The organism is Microbacterium sp. dk485 (assembly GCF_004570445.1).
Taxonomy (GTDB): Bacteria; Actinomycetota; Actinomycetes; order Actinomycetales; family Microbacteriaceae; genus Microbacterium; species Microbacterium wangchenii.
Genome location: NZ_SPQW01000001.1, coordinates 2,228,835 through 2,244,142, shown reverse-complemented (window position 1 = coordinate 2,244,142; position 15,308 = coordinate 2,228,835). Strand labels below are relative to the sequence as shown.

The 15,308-nt window shown below is 70.8% G+C and carries 18 protein-coding genes; 5 read left to right on the top strand and 13 right to left on the bottom strand.

Annotated features, from left to right (window positions below):
• Positions 1-27: 27 nt before the first annotated feature.
• From lsrF to E4V99_RS10605, 5 genes are read right to left on the bottom strand one after another with little or no spacing between them, the layout of a single operon-like run.
• Positions 28-900, bottom strand: coding sequence for a 3-hydroxy-5-phosphonooxypentane-2,4-dione thiolase (lsrF, locus tag E4V99_RS10625; RefSeq protein WP_135068489.1), 873 nt, complete (start codon positions 898-900; stop codon positions 28-30).
• Positions 893-1,945: an ABC transporter permease gene (locus tag E4V99_RS10620; RefSeq protein ID WP_135068491.1), complete on the bottom strand. Its 1,053-nt coding sequence runs from the start codon at positions 1,943-1,945 to the stop codon at positions 893-895. Before E4V99_RS10620 ends, lsrF begins: the two co-directional genes overlap by 8 nt.
• Positions 1,942-2,913, bottom strand: a complete 972-nt coding sequence (locus tag E4V99_RS10615) for an ABC transporter permease (protein ID WP_135117181.1) — start codon at positions 2,911-2,913, stop codon at positions 1,942-1,944. The genes E4V99_RS10620 and E4V99_RS10615 overlap by 4 nt, the downstream gene beginning before the upstream one ends.
• Complete coding sequence (locus E4V99_RS10610; protein WP_135117180.1) at positions 2,910-4,406, bottom strand: sugar ABC transporter ATP-binding protein; 1,497 nt, start codon at positions 4,404-4,406, stop codon at positions 2,910-2,912. The genes E4V99_RS10615 and E4V99_RS10610 overlap by 4 nt, the downstream gene beginning before the upstream one ends.
• A 32-nt stretch (positions 4,407-4,438) precedes the next feature.
• The gene (locus E4V99_RS10605) at positions 4,439-5,527 is read right to left on the bottom strand and encodes a substrate-binding domain-containing protein (protein ID WP_167747798.1); all 1,089 of its coding nucleotides are present in this window, start codon (positions 5,525-5,527) and stop codon (positions 4,439-4,441) included.
• A 202-nt stretch (positions 5,528-5,729) separates the two neighbouring features.
• On the opposite strand from E4V99_RS10605, the gene E4V99_RS10600 reads away from it, so the two are divergent.
• On the top strand, positions 5,730-6,479 hold the full coding sequence (locus E4V99_RS10600) for a GntR family transcriptional regulator (RefSeq protein WP_135117178.1): 750 nt from the start codon (positions 5,730-5,732) through the stop codon (positions 6,477-6,479).
• 30 nt (positions 6,480-6,509) lie between these two features.
• On the opposite strand, the gene E4V99_RS10595 is transcribed toward E4V99_RS10600, so the two are convergent.
• On the bottom strand, positions 6,510-7,394 hold the full coding sequence (locus E4V99_RS10595) for a LysR family transcriptional regulator ArgP (protein ID WP_135117177.1): 885 nt from the start codon (positions 7,392-7,394) through the stop codon (positions 6,510-6,512).
• A gap of 69 nt (positions 7,395-7,463) precedes the next feature.
• Here E4V99_RS10595 and E4V99_RS10590 point away from each other — a divergent pair, with 69 nt between their 5' ends.
• A complete protein-coding gene (locus tag E4V99_RS10590) occupies positions 7,464-8,114 on the top strand; it encodes a LysE/ArgO family amino acid transporter (protein WP_135117176.1) in 651 nt (216 codons plus the stop codon).
• Positions 8,115-8,140: 26 nt separating this feature from the next.
• The gene (locus tag E4V99_RS10585) at positions 8,141-8,416 is read left to right on the top strand and encodes an acylphosphatase (protein WP_135068505.1); all 276 of its coding nucleotides are present in this window, start codon (positions 8,141-8,143) and stop codon (positions 8,414-8,416) included.
• Between the two features lie 10 nt (positions 8,417-8,426).
• On the opposite strand, the gene E4V99_RS10580 is transcribed toward E4V99_RS10585, so the two are convergent.
• The 5 genes from E4V99_RS10580 to rplK form a co-directional block, all read right to left on the bottom strand.
• Positions 8,427-9,245, bottom strand: coding sequence for an amino acid ABC transporter ATP-binding protein (locus E4V99_RS10580; protein WP_135117175.1), 819 nt, complete (start codon positions 9,243-9,245; stop codon positions 8,427-8,429).
• On the bottom strand, positions 9,232-9,897 hold the full coding sequence (locus E4V99_RS10575; RefSeq protein ID WP_135068509.1) for an amino acid ABC transporter permease: 666 nt from the start codon (positions 9,895-9,897) through the stop codon (positions 9,232-9,234). The genes E4V99_RS10580 and E4V99_RS10575 overlap by 14 nt, the downstream gene beginning before the upstream one ends.
• 61 nt (positions 9,898-9,958) lie before the next feature.
• Positions 9,959-10,762, bottom strand: a complete 804-nt coding sequence (locus tag E4V99_RS10570) for an amino acid ABC transporter substrate-binding protein (protein ID WP_135071396.1) — start codon at positions 10,760-10,762, stop codon at positions 9,959-9,961.
• Between the two features lie 180 nt (positions 10,763-10,942).
• Positions 10,943-11,635, bottom strand: a complete 693-nt coding sequence (rplA, locus tag E4V99_RS10565; RefSeq protein WP_135068511.1) for a 50S ribosomal protein L1 — start codon at positions 11,633-11,635, stop codon at positions 10,943-10,945.
• A 13-nt stretch (positions 11,636-11,648) separates the two neighbouring features.
• Entirely contained in the window at positions 11,649-12,080 is a 432-nt protein-coding gene (gene rplK / locus E4V99_RS10560) for a 50S ribosomal protein L11 (RefSeq protein WP_135068513.1), read from the bottom strand.
• Between the two features lie 172 nt (positions 12,081-12,252).
• Here rplK and E4V99_RS10555 point away from each other — a divergent pair, with 172 nt between their 5' ends.
• Positions 12,253-12,777, top strand: a complete 525-nt coding sequence (locus E4V99_RS10555; RefSeq protein WP_135117174.1) for a putative glycolipid-binding domain-containing protein — start codon at positions 12,253-12,255, stop codon at positions 12,775-12,777.
• Positions 12,778-12,786: 9 nt separating this feature from the next.
• Here the strand turns inward: E4V99_RS10555 and E4V99_RS10550 are convergent, their stop codons facing one another.
• Positions 12,787-13,380: a dihydrofolate reductase family protein gene (locus tag E4V99_RS10550; protein ID WP_135068517.1), complete on the bottom strand. Its 594-nt coding sequence runs from the start codon at positions 13,378-13,380 to the stop codon at positions 12,787-12,789.
• A 28-nt stretch (positions 13,381-13,408) separates the two neighbouring features.
• Between E4V99_RS10550 and E4V99_RS10545 the strand changes: the two genes are divergently transcribed.
• Positions 13,409-14,278 (top strand): AraC family transcriptional regulator, encoded by an 870-nt coding sequence (locus tag E4V99_RS10545; RefSeq protein ID WP_135068519.1) that lies wholly within the window; start codon positions 13,409-13,411, stop codon positions 14,276-14,278.
• Between the two features lie 33 nt (positions 14,279-14,311).
• Here E4V99_RS10545 and E4V99_RS10540 read toward each other — a convergent pair whose 3' ends face one another.
• On the bottom strand, positions 14,312-15,295 hold the full coding sequence (locus E4V99_RS10540; protein WP_135117173.1) for a WYL domain-containing protein: 984 nt from the start codon (positions 15,293-15,295) through the stop codon (positions 14,312-14,314).
• Between the last annotated feature and the right edge of the window lie 13 nt (positions 15,296-15,308).

The window sequence follows — 15,308 nt, the reverse complement described above, 5'->3', positions numbered from 1 at the left end:
CGGGGGGGGGCCCCCCCCACGCCGGTGTCAGTGGGAGAGGGACTGGAAGAGCTCGAACGCGTCGGCCGGGTTCAGGCCGTCGTGGACGACACCGCGGACGGCGGCGAGCATGGCGGCCGGGTGCTCGGACTGGAACACGTTCCGGCCCATGTCGACGCCCGCGGCGCCCTCCTGCATGGCCTGGTACGCCACGCGCAGGGCCTCCTGCTCCTCGACCTTCTTGCCGCCGGCGATCACGATCGGCACGGGGCACGCGCTCGTGATGGTCTCGAAGCCCTCCTCGACGTAGTACGTCTTCACGAAGGCGGCGCCCAGCTCGGCGCTGATGCGGGTGGCGAGACGGAAGTACCGCGCGTCGCGCACCATGTCGCGACCGACGGCGGTGACCGCGAGCACCGGGATCCCCGTCGCCTGACCCTGGTCGACGAGCGTGGTGAGGTTCTTGATCGACTTGGTCTCGTTCTCACCGCCGACGAACACCTGCACCGCCAGAGCGGCGGCGTCCAGGCGCACGGCGTCATCGATGGAGACCGCGAGCTCTTCGTCGGACAGCTCCTTCAGGACGCTCGGTCCCCCCGAGGCGCGCAGGACGATGCCCTTGCCGTTGTCGGCGGGGATCGTGGTGCGGAGAGCTCCGCGCGTGCACATGAGGGCATCGGCCTGCGGGACCAGCGGCAGGATGGAGCGCTCGAGGTTCTCCAGCCCGGAGGTGGGGCCCTGGAAGTAGCCGTGATCGAACGCGAGCATGACGGTCTTGCCATCGCTCGGGTCGAACACGCGCGACAGACGCGCGCGCAGGCCCCAGTCCTGGCCGGACTGGCCCTTCAGGTGGAAAGCGCCGGGGGCCGTGCGGGCGGCGGAGAAGTCCGTGCCGTCGCGGAGGTCGTCGAGGTCAGCCATGGATGGGCTCCTTCTGTGTTGTGGTGGTGGACGCTGCCTGCGGCGCGCCCGGGGTCAGGGAGGCACGCAGCCGCCGGATGCTGGTGCGACCGGTGCCGGTGGCGGCGGAGGCGACGATGACGACCAGGACGACCAGGACGCCCTTCAGCACGTTCTGGGCGCCGACGGACCAGCCGACGAGGTTCAGCAGCCCCGACAGCAGCACGAAGAAGAGGGCACCGGTCCAGGCACCGGTCGCGACCGGGCGTCCGCCGGAGATGAGGGTGCCGCCGATCACGACGACCGCGATCGAATCGAGCATGTAGGACGTACCCAGCTGCGTGCTGGGCGAGATGAACGCGGCCAGCAGGCCGCCCACCAGCCCGGCGAAACCGGCGCTGACGAGGTAGGCGGTCGCGGTGACGGCGACGACCTTGAGCCCCGCCCGCTCGGCGGCACGCTCGCTCTGGCCCACCGCGATGATCGACAGCCCGAGCCGGGTGTGGCGCAGCAGGAACCAGATGACCACGGTGACCAGCACGACGAGGAGGGCGATGAGGGGGATGCCGAGCACCTTGGCATTGACGAACGAGCGCAGCGCCGGATCCGCACCGCCCCGTGCGGCATCGGCGAGCAGCAGTGTCGCGCTGGTGACGACCAGACTCGTTGCGAGGGTGGCGATGATCGGGGGGACCCGCAGCAGCAGGATGGCTGCGACGCTGACGGCGCCCGCGGCGACTCCGGCGCCCGCGGCGGCGGCGAGGCCCACGACCGGTCCCGCCGTCGCTCCCACGGCCACCGAGACGTACGAGGTCATCGAGACGATCGTGCCGACGGACACATCGATGTTGCCGGGGCCGAGGGTGATGACGAGCATCTGCCCCAGTGCGACCAGCACGAGGAACGGCGCCAGCGAGAGCGCCTGGGTCAGCGGGTCGAGCGGCGCGCCGGGGCGCACCGCGACGATGACGGCCCACACCGCGAGCACGCCGATGAGGGACCACCCCCACGCGGGCCACGTGAGGCGGCGGCGCTCGGTCGGTACGGCGTTGTCGATGGCGCTCATCGGACGAACCTCTCGGTGATGATGCGGCCGGCCAGCACAGCGATGACGATGAGTCCCTGTGCGGCCGACTGCAGGCTGGAGGGCAGGTTGATGAGGCTCAGCAGGACGGTGATGAGCCCGAGGGTGACCGCCCCGAGCGTGGTGCCGATCGGCATTGCACGACCTCCGGCGAAGGTGCCGCCGCCGAGGATCACGGCGGCGATCGTCATGAGCGTGTACTCGCTGGCCGCGTTGATGTCACCCGACCAGGTCTGGGAGGCGAGCATGAGGCCGGCGAGGATCATGAGGATCGCGGCGATCACGTACGCGGCGATGCGGGTGGCGGCGAGCGATACGCCTGCCTTCTCGAGCGTCGGGGCCTGTGAGCCGAGCGCACGCATGCGCGTGCCGATGCGCGCACGACGCGTGACGTACCAGCCGATCAGCGTCGCGGCGATGATGAAGATCACGGGGGCCGGGAACCACGTGGGTCGCCACGTCGAGATGACCGACAGCCACGCGGGCGTCTCGCCTCCCGGCGTCGGGCGGATCTGCAGGCCGATGCCCAGCCACACGAACGACATGCCGAGCGTGATGATGATGGAGGGCACACCGCGCTGCTGCACGACGTACGCGATGACGGCGTAGGCGACGACGATCCCGACGATCGAGGCGAGCGCGAGCAGCGGCGCGTCCACGAAGAGCGTCGCGGCGATGACGGTGACCAGACCCACCAGGAACCCGATCCCGAGGTCGATGTCGCCGACGCTCATGATGATCATCTGCGCCTGCGCGGCGAGCACGAGGGGCACCGACGACATGAGCATGAGCGTCAGACCGGGAACGCTCAGGATGCCCGGCTGCAGCGTCGCGGTGATCGCGAAGATCGCCACCAGTGCCACGAGCGCGAGCAGAGCGGGCGATCCGTTCACGGCGCCGGCGCGCAGGCGCTGACCCGTGGAGGGGAACGAGACGGTGGCGGTGCTCATCGAGCGTCCTCCTGCGTGCGGTCGTCGCCGCCGAACGAGTCGGCGATGATGCGGTCTTCCGTGATGTCGTCGTCGGCGAGCTGGCTCACGATGCGGCCGGAGCGGAACACGTAGACGCGGTCGCAGTGCGCCATCTCGCTGTTCTCCGTCGAGTACCAGACGATCGAGCGGCCCCGGGAGGCTTCCACGCGCATGAGGGCGTAGAGCTCGTTCTTGGTGGCGACGTCCACGCCTCGGAAGGGGTCGTCCAGCAGCACCAGGGCCGCGTCCGTGGCGAAGGCGCGGGCGACGAGCACCTTCTGCTGGTTGCCGCCCGAGAGCGAGGTGATCGGCGCGCGGGCGCCGCCCTTGACGCTCAGGCGCTGCACCCATTCGTCCGCGAGCGCGCGCTTGCGGCCCGAGCGGATGACGCCGCCGGAGGAGAGCTGCCGGGAGGCCGAGACGGTGAGGTTCTCCGCGACGCTCCACAGCGGGAAGATGCCGCTGGTCTGACGGTCGCCGGGCACGTAGGCGCGGCGCTTGGCGACGGTGACCCCCCGCGCGCTGGTCCACAGCCGCCGCAGGAGCACGTCCTGTCCATGGCCGGCGAGCCCGGCCAGGCCGACGATCTCGCCCGGCTGCACGACGAAGGGCACGCCCTCCCCGGTGATGCGCGCGACCGTTCCGCCCTGGCGGATGTCGGCGCGCTCGGTGGCACTGACCCGGCGGACGGTGGCCGTGTCGGCATGCACTTCGCCGCCCATCGTGGACAGCAGAGCCTGTTCGGAGGTGGCACGTGCCGCGACGGTGTCCACGATCCGGCCGTCCTTCATCACGGCGATGCGGTCCGCGTTCGCCAGGACCTCCTGCATCCGGTGCGAGATGAGCACCATGGCGACACCGGATGCGGCGAGCTCGCGCAGGTGCGCATACAACTGGGCGGTGGCGTCGACGCTGAGCGACTCGGTCGGCTCGTCGAGGATGAGCATGGCGAGATCAGGCGTGCAGAGAGCGCGGGCGATCTCGACCATCTGCCGCTGCGCCATCGTCAGATCGCTCGTGCGGCGCACGATCGCGATGCCGTGCCCCGGGAAGACGTGATCGAGCTTCTCGGCGACGTGCCGTTCGGCGGTGCGCCGCCACGCCAGGCCCCGGGCGCCGCGATCGGAGAGGGCGATGTTCTCCGCGACCGTCAGGTCAGGGCACAGCGCCAGCTCCTGGTAGACCATGCGGACGCCGGCGCGAGCGGCCGCGGACTGGTTCCACGCCGCGCCGCCGCGCCAGCTCACGCTGCCGGCATCGGGCTGCTCGCGCCCGGCCAGCACGCGCATGAGGGTGCTCTTGCCGGCGCCGTTGTGGCCGACCAGTCCGAGGATCTCGCCCGCCCGCACGGTGACGTCGATCCCGGCGAGGGCCGTCGTGCTGCCGTACCGCTTGGACACGTCCTGCGCCGTCAGCACGACCTGCGTCGCCTCGGGCGAAGCAGAGGGGGGACTCTGCGTCACGGATGCCATCGGGTGCTCCTTCGAACTGGTCGGCCGGTCGGTCACTTCTGCAGCGCCGGTGCCTGCACGTCTTCGCCGTTCTCGAGCGCCTCGAGGGCGGCCTCGATCGACTCGTCATCCCACGCGATGGCGGCGTACTCGTCGGTGCCCAGCTCGGACACCCAGTAGTCGAGGTCCTCCTGCGCGATCTTCACCAGCGGCAGCACGACCTCGGCCGGCACGTCGTCACCGCGCTCCTTGGCGAGGGCGACGTAGATGGCGGCGACGACCTGGCCGGGGTCGGTGAGGGCGGCGAAGGAGCCGTTGTCGATGCCGCTGTCCTGCCAGAACTTCAGCGACTTGCCGTCGGTGTCGAAGACGACCACGGGTGCCTCACGACCGGCGGACTCGAACGCCTGCACGATGCCCATGCCGCCGATGCAGCCGGGCACCGCCGCGATCTCGGGGAGCGATCCGAGGATTCCGACGATCTCCTTCTGCGCGGTCGCCGAGTCGCAGAAGCCGTTGATCTCGGCGGCGACCTTCACATCCGGGTAGTCGGCGAGGATCTCCAGCTGACGCGCGTGGAACGCCTCCTCGGGCTGAGAACCCACGACGCCGCGGTTGATGACGATGTCGCCCTTGCCGCCGATCGCCTCGAGGGCGGGTTCCAGGGAGTCCGCACCCCACTGGCCGTACTCGTTGCGCACCACGGTGCCGCAGCTGGTCTCCATGTCGGCGTCGAGAATGATGACGTTGATGCCGGCGGTGCAGGCCTCTTCGATGACGGGCTTGAGCGCGCTGGAGGACGCCGGGATGACCATGAGGACGTCGGGGTTCTGCAGCATGAGGCTGCGGATCTGCGACGCCTGTTCGGTGGCGCTGTTCTCGCCGGGGGCGTTCACCACCGAGTAGTCCGACACGACGCCTTCGGCCTTGAGCTTGTCCGCCTCGGTCTCGAACTTGTCGATGAGCGTGAGGCGCCATCCGTTGACGAAGCCGTTGGACAGCGCGATCTTCAGCCCTTCGGGCTCGCCGCCCTCCGTGCCGTTTCCGGCGTCGGCGGTGCCGCCGCAGCCGGCGAGGAGCAGGGTCGCCGCGACGGTCGCGGCGACCGCGGCGCCGGCACGTCGGATGTGGGGGAACTTCATTGTCATTGCCTCCTGGTTCGCTTCGTCGCGAAGTGACGAACGCTGAGCGATCGGGCACCGCTCGGGACCTATTATGACCAACATGTCATGATGAGTTGGTAATGACTAAGATAGGCATGCGTCGCGGCGCTGTCAATCGACTCCGGCCTGCCGAGCACGCGCGATACGCTCTGAGCACTGGCGCCGGACCGAAGGAGCCGCCATGTCCACACCCGCGCCGTACCCCGTCCTCGACCGCGAGGCGGATGCGCCGCTGTGGCAGCAACTGGCCAGGGTGCTGCGTCAGGAGATCGAATCCGGGCTGCTCCGCGCCGATCAGGCGCTCCCCTCCGAATCCGAGCTCATCGACCGCTACAGCGTCTCGCGGACCGTCGTGCGGGAGGCCCTGGCCGAACTGGTGCGCGCCGGCCTCATCTACAAGGTGCGTGCGCGCGGGTCTTTCGTGGCGCCCCAGCGGCCGGATCTGAAGTTCATCGGCTCGATGGCGGGTTCCTCCGACGATCTGTCCACGACCGGGCGCAACGTCACCACGCGCGTCCTCGATTTCGAGGTGGGCCCGGCCAGCCCCGACGACGCCCAGGCGCTCCGCCTCCCCTCCGGCTCCCAGGTCGTACGCCTACGTCGCCTGCGCCGCGTGGACGGCACGCCCTGGCTTCTCGTGGACACGGTTCTCCCCTATGACCGCTTCCCGACCCTGGGCAGGGCGAACCTGGAGAACCGGTCCCTGTACGAGCATCTGCGCCGGCACTTCGGCGTCCACCCCAGCGGGGCGGACCGCTGGATCAGCGCCGTCGTACCGGGGGAAGAGGACGCCCGGTTGCTGGAGCTCAAGCCCGGCCAGCCCGTGCTGGCCATCGAGTCGCTGGCGTGGGACGACGACGGAGTGCCGTTCGAGCGCTACAACGCCCTGCACCGCAGCGACGAGTCGCGCTTCCACGTCGGCATCCGCTGACCAGGCGGAGCCCGACCGGCGAGCGGGCGCTCACGCGGCGGCCAGCACCCGCGCGCCCTCCTGCACGACCTCGTCGGCGATCTCGTCGAGGAGCGGGGAGGTGAGGTTCCACTGCTGCCAGAACAGGGGGACGTCCACGGGCGCGCCGCCCAGGAGGACGAGCTCGCCCGAGCGCACGTGCTCCTCCGACTGGAACGGCGGAAGCAGCCCCCACCCCAGGCCCAGCCGGATCGCCGTGGCGAAGTCGTGCGAGGCGGGGACGAGATGACGCGGAGGCGAACCGGCCGGCGCCTGATCGGCGAGCCAGCGCGACTGCAGGTCGTCACGGCGGTCGAAGTCCACCACCGGAGCCTGCGCGAGGGCGTCGCCGTCGACGCCGTCCGGGAACCAGCGCCGCGCGAACCCGGCGCTGGCGACCGCCTCGTACCGCAGCACGCCGACCGCGCGCACGCGACATCCGGCCACCGGCGCCTCCCGGGAGGTGATTGCCCCCATCACCGTCCCCGATTCCAGCAGGCCCGCCGTGAAGTCCTGATCGTCGCGGTGGAGCTGGAAGACCACCCGGTGACGCTCCGCCACCCGGGCCAGCGGCGGCAGGAACCACGTCGCCAGGGAGTCGGCGTTGACGGCGAGGGGCACGACGGCGGTCGCGGCCTCATCGGAGCCGATGCCGGCCAGGGCGTCGTGCTCGAGGAGGTCGAGCTGGCGGGCGAGGCGGACGACGGCCTGTCCCGCCTCCGTGGCGCGGACCGGCTTGGTGCGCACGAGCACGACGCGCCCCAGCCGGGCCTCCAGCGCCCGGACTCGCTGACTCACGGCGGAGGGGGTCACGTGCAGACGCCGGGCGGCGGCCTCCAGGGTGCCTTCATCGAGGATGACCGCGAGCGTGCGGGCCAGATCGATGGGGATGGACATGAAGACAGGCTAATGGTTCGGAAGAATCCTGAACTGGACGCTCCTCCGCGACCCGCCTAACGTCGACGTGTGCTCCCCTCCTTCCTCGCGGGCCTCGGCCTCGGTCTGACCCTCATCATCGCCATCGGCGCGCAGAACCTCTTCGTGCTGCGGCAGGGGCTGCGCCGCGAGCACGTGTTCGCCGTCGCCGCCGTGTGCGCCGCCTCGGATGCGGCGCTCATCGCGCTGGGGGTCTCCGGGCTGGGGCTGGCCCTCACGGCGCTTCCCTGGCTCGTGGAGGTGATCCGGTGGGCCGGCGCGCTGTTCCTGCTGGGGTACGGACTCCTCGCCGCGCGCCGGGCGATCCGCCCGAGCGGTCACGCGCTCGCGCCCTCCCCCGAAACCGAGCCGGCTCCCGGGTCGGCCGGCCGCGCCGGCACCGCCGTGCGCAGCCGCCTGGCGCCCGTGCTGCTGACGTGCCTCGCCCTGACCTGGCTGAACCCGCACGTGTACCTGGACACCGTGTTCTTCCTGGGGCTCGTGGCCAGCGGTCATGGGGAGGCACGCTGGGTGTTCGCCGCAGGCGCGATGCTGGGCAGCATCCTGTGGTTCTTCGGGCTCGCCTTCGGCGCACGCTACCTCAGCCGGTGGCTCGCCACGCCACGGGCCTGGCGCATCCTCGACGCTCTCATCGCGGTCGTCATGATCGCACTCGCCGTCAGCCTCGTGCTGGTGCCGTGAGCGGCGGCGTGCGTCACGATGGGGAGATGATGCGCGTGCACGTGATCGTCCGAGGCGAGGTCCAGGGCGTCGGCTACCGCTACACCGCCCGCCTGGAGGCCGACGCCCGGGGCGTGCGCGGCTGGGTGCGCAACCGTCGCGACGGCACGGTGGAGGCCGAGGTGGAGGGCGCGCCCGCCGCCGTCGAGGAGATGCTGGGCTGGATGCGACAGGGGCCGCCCGGATCGCGCGTCGACGAGGTGACGACGACCGAGACCGCGCCGGTGGGCGACGCCTCTTTCGAGGTGCACAGCACCGCCTGACCGCAGCCGGTCAGTCCTCCAGGGGCCGCAGGATGCTGTCGACGAACCGCCTCGTGCGTTCGTGCTGCGGGCGGGTGAACAGCTCGCCGGGCGTCCCGCGCTCCACGATGGCGCCGCGGTCGAAGAACAGCACCTCGTCGGCCACCTTCCGCGCGAAGGAGAGCTCGTGCGTGACGATCACCATCGTCCACCCCTCCTCGGCGAGCTCTTTGAGCACCGCCAGCACCTCCCCCACGAGCTCGGGGTCCAGGGCGCTGGTCGGCTCGTCGAAGAGCAGCAGGTCGGGTTGCAGCGCGAGCGCACGCACGATGCCCAGGCGCTGCTGCTGGCCGCCGGACAGCTCGAAGGGGTAGGCGTTGCGCTTCTCACCCAGGCCCACGCGCGCCAGCAGCGCCTCGGCGCGGGCCACCACCTCGCCTCGCCCGACGCCGTGGGCGTGCACGGGACCCTCGACGACGTTCTGCAGCACCGTGCGGTGCGGGAACAGGTTGTGGTGCTGAAAGACCATCGCGGAGCGGTCGCGCAGGGCGCGCCGGTCGGCCTTGGACACGCGCCGGCCGAAGTCGATCGCCGGGCCGCCGTCGAAGGCTACCCGGCCGGCGTCGGCGATCTCCAGCCCGTTGAGACAGCGCAGCACAGTGGTCTTCCCCGAGCCGCTCGGGCCGATGAGGACGACCACTTCTCCGCGGCGCACCTCGAAGTCGACGCCGTCGACGACGCGGTTCGTCCCGAAGTTCTTCTCCAGTCCGCCGACGGTGAGGAGCACCCGATCATCGGCGGCGGCGGGCGGGGCCAGCGGATCGCCGCCGGCGGGCTCAACGTGCGACATAGCGGTCGAGCCTCCTCTCGATCGCGCCCTGCCCCGTGGCCAGCACGAGGCAGAACACCCAGTAGATGAACGCCGCCTCGAGATAGATGATCATGAACTCGTACGTGAACGCGGCGATGTTCTCCGCGCGCCGGAACAGCTCGGTGACCAGGATGAGCGAGGCCAGCGAAGTGTCTTTGACCAGCGAGATGAAGGTGTTCGACAGCGGCGGGACGGACACGCGCGCCGCCTGCGGCAGCACGATGCGGGTGAGGGTCTTCGTCGGCGACAGGCCCACGGTGTGGGCGGCCTCCCACTGACCCTTCGGCACCGAGAGGATCGCCGCGCGGATGACCTCCGCGGCGTACCCGCCGACGTTGAGGGAGAACGCGATGACCGCCGCCGGCCACGGGTCGATCAGCACGCCCACCGAGGGCAGGCCGTAGAAGATCACGAAGAGCTGAACCAGGAGCGGGGTCCCCCGGATCACCGAGATGTAGAAGCGGGCGATGCCCGACAGCACGGGATTGCGGGCGAGGCGCAGCAGGGCGACGCCGAGCGCGAGGACCAGCCCGATCGCGAAGGACGCCAGCGCCAGCGGGATCGTCCCGGTGAGCCCGGCTAGCAGGAGGGGCCAGAACGAGTCGACGATGAGGGGCCACGCCTCCTCCATGACACTCCTTCCCGTCAGCAGGACGCCACGCGCTGCGTGACGCCTCTACTGCGTGACGTCTCTACTGGGTGACGTCGGCCCCGAAGTACTTCTCGCTGATCTCGGCGAGCACGCCCTCTTCGCGCAGCTCGGCGAGGGCCTCATCCACCGCCGCGACCAGCGCGTCCTTGTCCTGGGTGAAGGCGAAGGCGTTGTACGCGGGATCGTCCGTCTCGGCGGCGATCTTCAGCCCCGTCGGGCCCTCGCTGTTCTCGTAGTCCAGGAACGTGAGGCTGTCGTTGATGGTGGCGTCCACACGCCCCTGCTGAAGGAGGCTCACCGCCTGGGCCCACCCCTCGACGGGCTCGACGTTCGCGCCGCTGTCGGTGGCGAGTTCGTACCAGTTGCTCGTGAGGGACTGGGCGGTGGTCTTTCCGGCGAGGTCCTCGAAGCCGGCGATCGAGTCGTCGTCCTCTGTGACGACGATGACCCCGGGCGAGACCGTGTACGGCTCGCTGAAGAGGTACTTCTCCTCACGCTCGGGGTTGATCGACACCTGGTTGGCGATGACGTCGAAGCGACCCGCATCCAAGCCGGCGAAGATCGCGTCCCACTGGGTCTCCTGGAACCGGATCTCCAGCCCCAGCTTGTCGGCGACGGCTTCGGCGATCTCCACGTCGAACCCGACCAACTCGCCCGAGGCGTCGTGGAAGCTGAACGGCCGGTACGTCCCCTCGGTGGCGACGGTGAGGGTTCCGGCGGTGGCCAGGGCGTAGTCGTCCTCCGCGGGCGACGCTCCGGCCTGCTGCGCTCCCCCGCTGCAGGCGGTGAGGACGAGGACGGCGCCGAGGGCGAGGGCGAGGACGGTCGGGCGGGAGCGGAGCATGAGGGTTCCAGACATGAGTCGTCGGTGCCGCTGGGCACGCAGCGGCGTCGAGGGGGATATTTCAGTAGAACACGGACGCGGCACGACGGCGGCCGCACGTTACGCCACGTTGCTGCGCACGGCCGCCAGGATCGACGAAGGGGCCCCACCTCACGGCGGGGCCCCTTCGTTGTACGCGGATCAGGCGATGGCGTTGACATCCAGCGGGATGCCGGGGCCGAACGTGGTCGACACCGAACCCTTCTGGATGTAACGGCCCTTCGAGCTCGACGGCTTCAGACGCACGATCTCCTCGAGAGCGGCGTTGAGGTTCTCATCCAGCTGCTCGGCCGAGAACGACGCCTTGCCGACGATGAAGTGCACGTTGGCGTGCTTGTCGACGCGGAACTCGATCTTTCCGCCCTTGATCTCCTCCACGGCCTTGGCCGGGTTGGGCGTGACGGTACCGGTCTTCGGGTTGGGCATCAGGCCACGGGGGCCCAGCACCTTACCCAGCCGACCGACCTGGCCCATGAGCTCGGGCGTGGCGACGGCCGCGTCGAAGTCGGTCCAGCCGCCGGCGACGCGCTCGATGAGCTCGGACCCGCCGACCTCGTCGGCACCGGCCGCGATCGCAGCCTCGGCCGCGGGGCCGTTGGCGAACACGATGACGCGGGCGGTCTTGCCCGTGCCGTGCGGCAGCATGACGGTGCCGCGCACCATCTGGTCGGCCTTGCGCGGGTCGACGGAGAGCTTCAGCGCGACCTCGACGGTCGAGTCGAACTTCTTCGAGCCGGTCTCCTTGGCCAGGGCGACAGCCTCGGCCGGAGTGTAGAACTTGTCAGCCGCGATCTTCTCAGCGGCGGCGCGGAACGCCTTGGACTTGGTAGCCATGTTCGTTATCCCCTCAGTCCTCGACCGTGATGCCCATGGAGCGGGCGGTGCCGGCGATGATCTTCGAGGCGGCCTCGAGATCGTTCGCGTTCAGGTCGGGCTGCTTGGTCTCAGCGATCTGACGCACCTGGTCCTTGGTGAGCTTGCCCACCTTGGTCGTGTGCGGGGTCTGCGAGCCCTTGGCCACACCGGCGGCCTTCTTGATCAGCTCTGCTGCCGGCGGGGTCTTCAGGATGAACGTGAAGCTGCGGTCCTCGTAGACGGTGATCTCCACGGGGATGACGTTGCCGCGCTGCGACTCCGTCGCGGCGTTGTACGCCTTGCAGAACTCCATGATGTTGACGCCATGCTGACCGAGCGCGGGGCCGATCGGCGGCGCCGGGTTGGCGGCACCGGCGTTGATCTGGAGCTTGATCAGGCCGGTCACCTTCTTCTTCGGTGCCATGTGCTTCCTCACTGTCGTGCGCCGGGAGCGGCGCGCTGCCACGAACCAGGCGAATCCTGGCAGTGGTGGGGGGTGTCGTCCCGGTGACGGGCAACCACACAAGTATAGTCGCGGTTCGCACCGGTGGGAATGCGGCCGCCCGAGCCGTACAGTCACGACAGGGAGGAGGCGCATGCGCATCATGTGGCAGGGGGTGCTGGACCCCAGCACGGAGCGCCTCGCATTCGTCTCCGACGCGGAGGGCCTGTTCGCCGCATCCGAGGTGCGCACCGCCGATCATTCCTACTCGTATGACGTCGCACTGGACGAGGAGTGGATGTTCCGCACGCTCGAGGCTCGCCGCGACGGCGGGATGCAGCTGCTCCTGGAACGGACGGCCGACGGCTCGTGGCTGTGCAACGGGCATCCGCGTGCCGACCTGTCCGAGGCGATCGACATCGACCTGTCCTTCTCGCCGTTCACCAACACGCTGCCGATCCGGCGACTCGCCCTCGCCGTCGGCTCGTCCGCCGACATCGTCACCGCCTTCGTCGGGGCGGATCTGACCGTCACCGCCGACCCTCAGCGGTACACCCGCATGGACGAGCGGCGCTACCTCTACGAATCCCGCGACAGCGACTTCCGGCGGGAGATCACGGTCGACGACGACGGGTTCGTGGTCGACTACCCCGGCCTGTTCCGCCGGCTCCCCGTGTGACGCTCGCCCCTACGCCTGCGGGCCGAGGGTGTACGTGATCGCGAGGGTGCCCTTGCTCGTCGCCGCCACGTTCCGCAGCCCGAGTTCGCGCGGCGCCGGCAGCGCGCCGAAGAGGCGCTTGCCCTCGCCCAGCAGAAGCGGGTGCACGAACAGGCGCAGCTCGTCGATGAGTCCGGCAGCCAGCAACTGCCGGACGAGGTCGCCGCTGCCCAAGATCACGGTGTCGCCGTCCGTCCGCGTCTTCACCCCCTGCACCGCGTCGACGAGGTCGCCCTCCAACGGCGCCGAGCCGCTCCACGTGAGGTCGGGCCGCGTGCGGGTCGCGACGTACTTGGGCGTCGCGTTCAGACTCGCCGCCATCGGGTTCGCGGCGGGCTGGGACGGCCAGAAGGCGGCGAGCTTGTCGTAGGTCTTCCGCCCGAACAGGTACGCCGACGTCGATGCGAGGCCATCGGGATCCAGAACCTCGTGCAGCACATCGCCGTACCGCTGCCCCCAGCCGCCGTGCGCGAAGCCGCCCTCACGATCCTCGTCCGGTGACCCGAGGCCCTGCATGACCCCGTCTGCGCTCACGAACTCCACTGCCACCAGCCTGCTTACCATCCGTCTCTCCTCTCGTTAGGCTCCGATCATGCCCGCCGCGACCCCGCCGGAGCTTGAAGGAAATCGACCCGCAGCCACCTCGCGCACACGGGTGGCCCGCCACCGCCCGCACCCGCACCTGCGGGGCCTGGTCGCAGGGATCGTCGGTTTCCAGGAGCGCGCGTCCGGCCCGCTGGAGCGACGACAGCCGGCCGGAGCGCTGCTGCCGCTCGTGCTCTCCTTCGGCGACCCGCTCGAGGTCACTGCGCTCTCGGACGGAGCGGGGACCGGCACGTACTCGTCCTTCGTGGCAGGGTTCATGACCGGCCACGCCGCGACGCGATACGTCGGGACCCAGCGGTGCGTGCAGGTGTATCTGACCCCCGAGGGCGCCTCCCGGCTCCTCGGCGTCCCCGGCTCCGACCTGGCACGGCGGGTCGTCGCGGTCGACGACGTCGCCCCGTTCCTCGGCGGCTCGCTCCCCGACCGGCTCGACAGCGCGTCGAGCTGGGCGGAGCGCATCGCACTCGTCGAGGGCGAGCTCCTCTCGGCGCTGGCGGAGTCGGACGAACCCGATCCCCTCGTCGACTGGATGTGGGACCGCCTCCGCCGCTCCGGCGGCCGGGCCCGCATCGGCGACCTGGTCGCCCGCACGGGGTGGAGCCACCGCCACGTGACCACCCGCTTCGCGCGCCGGGTGGGGGTCGGTCCCAAGGCCGCCGCCGGTGTCATCCGATTCGAGCGCGCCGCCGCGGAGCTGGGACGAGTTCCCCTGCCGGATCTGGCGGTCCGTCACGGCTACGCCGACCAGAGCCACCTCACGCGCGAGATGCTGCGCTACGCCGGCGAGCCGCCCGCACGGCTGGCCGGAGGCGAGCGCCCCACCGCCTACACGGCCCTGGGCACGACGCCCGCATGAGCATGCCGCGGTGACGGAGACCGCGGCGAGCCGTCATGGCGTGGAGTCCGACCGTTCACCGTAGGTCGTGACGAGCCGCGCGCCGATCGCCGCCAGCTCACGGCGCACCACCTCGGGCTCGATGACCTCGACCTCCGCGCTCCAGCCGGCGAGCTGCTCCGCGAGCGCCCGCGCGCTCTGCGCCCGCACCTCCACGTGCACGCGTCCCCCGGCCTCGCCGCCACCGGCGACGGCGTATTCCCCGAACCACCGGCAGAACGCCGTGACGACCTCGGGCGCGACCGTCACGGTCGCCGCGACCGCCCCGCGGCGGGCGTCGACGATGGCCACCATGTCTCGCCACGCCTGCTCGGGCGAGAAGTCGTCGGGCGCGCGGCCGGGCCGGCTCAGCACGCGCAGCTCACCGATGCGGTCGATGCGGTACGTCCGCATCCGGGACACGTCGGCCACGTCGGTCCCCTCGCGCGGCGGCGCAGCCATCCCGTACCAGAGGTCGCCGCGGCGGCCCACCACCAGGGGGATCAGCGCGACCGCGGCGGGGCGGTCGCGATAGCGGAGGGCGACCGCGGCACCCGCGGCGATCGCGTCCTGCAGCAGCTGCGCGTACGGCGGGGCCGCCGGAACCGGCTCATCGCGCCCCCACGGCCCTTCGTGCACGGTCGCGGCGACGACGCGCTCGGCGGCATCCCGGAACGATCGCGGAAGAGCCTGAAGCATCTTCCTCTCCGCGCGCACGGCCGCCTCCGATTCGGCGCCGACGCGGGTCAGGCGCAGCATGAGCGCGAACGCCTCGGGGCCCGTCAGCCCGGTGAGATCCGTGCGCGCCCCGCCGACGAGCTGCCAGCCTCCGCCGCGGCCGACGCGCGGATAGATCGGCACCCCCGCATCCAGCAGCGCATGCAGGTCACGGCGGGCGGTCGGCACCGACACCTCCAGCTCTTCGGCCAGCTCGGCGGCGGTGACGCTCTCCCGCCCCTGCAGCAGGAGGAGTGCCTGGATGAGCCGGTCGGCGCGCATGACTCGAGGATTC